Source organism: Desulfovibrio sp. 1188_IL3213, assembly GCF_036763145.1.
In the GTDB taxonomy this organism is placed as follows: Bacteria; Desulfobacterota; Desulfovibrionia; order Desulfovibrionales; family Desulfovibrionaceae; genus Desulfovibrio.
In genome coordinates this window covers 1-3,163 of sequence record NZ_JBAIYR010000275.1, presented here as the reverse complement: position 1 = coordinate 3,163, position 3,163 = coordinate 1, and the positions used below count along the sequence as shown (strand labels likewise).

Here is a 3,163-nt window from a genome sequence, read left to right as displayed (position 1 = left end):
GGCTACAGCGGCTCGCGCGACTATCTGGAGCGGGGCATGGCCGCGTACCGGGCCGCCCTTGAAGGCAAACCAGGCGTGCCGCTGCCGCTGGTCTATAACTAGAGCAAATTAACTTTGAGAATGTACATTCTCAAAGTTTAAGACACGCTCGCTTCGCTGCTTAACCGCGCAAGTACATAGCTCTGCTGTCTTCGCGGCAGTCGTTGGCGAGCCTGCGAGCCTTACGAATGGCGACAGTGATTGTGTGGAAACAAACCGCTCGTTACACATGGTGTCTGCAAGCGTAGTTTCCTGCGTTACAACTCCTGAAGCATCCGTAACTTCCTTTGTCGTAACGGCTGAAGCTGCGCTTACGCCCGCCGCAGACGCCGATGCATCCTGTCCGCACTGCCGGACGCCTGTGCGGGCATTTTCAACGCTTTGGGAACATGTGTCCTCAAAGCTGAAAACTCCAGGGCGCTTCGCGCCACGAGGTCAACATGAGCCAAAAAACCTGCGGCTGCTCGTCAGGGCATACGCCCGACGGACCCATGCCCGAAGTGACATTTTCCACGTTTATTCTCTCCCTGGCGTCTTCCGCCCTGGTCCACCTGGGCGAAGTCCCTAACCCAGAAACCAGCAGCACAGAGACAAATCTGCCTCTCGCCAAGCACAGCATTGACGTGCTTGAAATGCTGCACATGAAAACGGAGCGCTGCCTTGACGAGCAGGAAAGCAAACTGCTCGAAAGCATCCTTTACGAGCTGCGCCTGAAATTTGTCATCAAATGCGGCCCTGACTGCGCGTGCCTGACCAAAAAGGGACAGACGCCCGCATAGCCGAGCCGTCCTGCCGCCACGGCGCTGCGCGCTGCGGGGCAGGCCCGTGACCACTGTGGCATGCCCGCTTCACCGGCGGGGTTTATGAGCTTTTTTCGATGCCCTTGCGGCGCGTAGAGGATTGACGGCATGAAGACGTTCAAAGCGGGTCTGGTTGGAGTTACGGGATATGCAGGCATGGAACTGGCGCGGCTTCTGGCAAGCCACCCGTCCATGCGGCTTGTGATGGCCTGTTCGCGGGCCGAAGCGGGCAAACGCCTTGGCGAATACTATCCCTTTCTTGATCATATGCCCGGCGCGGATGTGGTCATAAGCGTCTTTGACGCCGAACAGGCCGCCAGGGAATGTGATGTGGTCTTTCTGGCCGTTCCTGCCGGAACAGCCATGAGCATGGCCGCTCCGCTGCTTGAAGCCGGAACAAAGGTCGTGGATCTTTCCGCCGATTTCCGTCTGCGCGACCCCGCAGTATACAACTCCTGGTACAAGCACGAGCATACCCATACCGACCTTCTGCGCAAGGCCGTATACGGCCTGCCGGAGCTGTACGCCGCCGAGGCGGCGCGGACAAGCCTGATCGCCAATCCCGGCTGCTATCCCACCTCGGTTATTCTGGGCCTGTACGCGGCCATCAAGAACGATCTTGTACATACCGACGATATTGTGGTGGACGCCAAATCCGGCACCACCGGCGCGGGGCGCAAGGCCGCTGTGGGAACCCTGTATTGCGAAATTTCAGACAATTTCCGCGCATACGGCCTGCCCACGCACAGGCATACGCCGGAAATCGAGCAGGAAGTATCCCTGCTGGCCGGACAAGACGTGCGCCTTTCCTTTAATACGCACATCCTGCCGCTCAACCGGGGCATCCTGTCCACCATCTATACGAAGCTGAAAAACCCCAGAACCACGCTGGACGAAGTGCGCGCGGCCTTCAAGAGCACCTGGGCGCACAGCCCCTGGGTGCGCGTGCTGCCCAAGGGGGCGCTGCCCGAAACACGCTTTGTGCGCGGCAGCATGTTCTGCGACCTGGGACTTGTGGTAGACCCCCGCACAGGCAGGCTGACCATTCTGGCCGCCATTGACAATCTGTGCCGCGGCGCTTCCGGCCAGGCGCTTGCCAACGCCAACCTTATGTGCGGGCTGCCTGTGGGAACGGGACTGGATATGCTGGCTCCCCTTCCCTAGACAGTGTCGTCACGAGATGAATTTCCTTGGTATATCAAGGAGAACGAGCCTTTTATGCAGGGAGTGTACTCTTATGGTACTCGACCGGAATAAAAGGCGAAGTTCGACGCAGAGATACCGGGAAAGGCGCTCGTGACGACACTGTCTAGAGCAGATTAACTTTGAGAAGGTCCATTCTCAAAGTTTACGGCCCGCTCGCTTCGGCGCCTGACAGCGTAAATACATTGCGCCTGCGCCTTTGTTGCGGGCGTCTGACACGCAGTCACCAGAGCAATTGCAAAGTGAAAATGCTCTGGGGCATGGCGTTGCCGGACGGCAGGTAAAGCCTGCCCGAGCCTGTGCGGACAAGAATTTTTGCAAGGCAGCCCCGCAGCGCCGCAGCACGCTTCAGATGCAAACAGTTTCGGCCATAATTTTCGGAAGCACCACAAGAGGAGCACCATGCAACTGGAAAACGCCTTTCAGGACCCGCAGGTCTGTCACAGTCTGCTGGACCGCCTCAATCGCGCTCTGGACGGACGCCCCATGCGGTTTATGGAAGTATGCGGCACGCACACGGTAGCTATCTTCCAAAGCGGTCTGCGCTCCCTGCTGCCTTCATCCGTTGCCCATCTTTCCGGGCCGGGCTGTCCCGTCTGCGTCACGCATGACGCCGAAGTGGCCGCCTTTCTTGACCTGGCGGGCCGCGACAGGGTTATTGTTGCCACATTCGGCGACCTGCTGCGCGTACCCGGCCCTGACGGTCGCACCCTCAAGCATGCCCAGGCACAGGGCGCACGGGTGGAAATCGTGTATTCGCCGCTGGACGCCCTGACCCTGGCGGCTGAAAATCCCGGTGATACCGTGGTTTTTCTGGGCATCGGTTTTGAAACCACTGCCCCCACCGTGGCCGCCACGCTGCTGACAGCCTGTCAGCGCAAGCTCGACAATTTCTGCGTGCTTTCCCTGCACAAGCTGGTTCCTCCCGCCCTGCGCGCCCTGCTGGACGACAGCCAGTGCGCCGTGGAGGCTTTTTTGCTGCCCGGGCATGTGTCCACCATCCTTGGACTGGAGCCTTACGAGTTTCTGGCAAAGGACTACGGCGTTCCGGGCGTGGTGGGCGGCTTTCAGCCCGCGGACATCCTGCTGGCCCTGTGCATGATGGCCGAGCAGCTGCGCGA

At 59.6% G+C, this 3,163-nt stretch carries 3 protein-coding genes; all 3 read left to right on the top strand.

Annotated features, from left to right (window positions below; genetic code table 11):
- Positions 1-479 precede the first annotated feature (479 nt).
- Complete coding sequence (locus V6C16_RS10145; RefSeq protein WP_333535759.1) at positions 480-818, top strand: DUF1844 domain-containing protein; 339 nt, start codon at positions 480-482, stop codon at positions 816-818.
- Between the two features lie 129 nt (positions 819-947).
- On the top strand, positions 948-2,003 hold the full coding sequence (argC, locus tag V6C16_RS10140; RefSeq protein WP_333543137.1) for an N-acetyl-gamma-glutamyl-phosphate reductase: 1,056 nt from the start codon (positions 948-950) through the stop codon (positions 2,001-2,003).
- Between the two features lie 441 nt (positions 2,004-2,444).
- Positions 2,445-3,163, top strand: a 719-nt coding sequence (gene hypD / locus V6C16_RS10135; protein ID WP_333543135.1) for a hydrogenase formation protein HypD, incomplete at its 3' end; no start/stop codon positions are given.

What these genes read in the sequence shown, in the direction of transcription:
- V6C16_RS10145 (WP_333535759.1), top strand. Translation starts at nt 480, where the DNA reads ATGAGCCAAAAAACCTGCGGCTGCTCGTCAGGGCATACGCCCGACGGA.
- argC (WP_333543137.1), top strand. Translation starts at nt 948, where the DNA reads ATGAAGACGTTCAAAGCGGGTCTGGTTGGAGTTACGGGATATGCAGGC.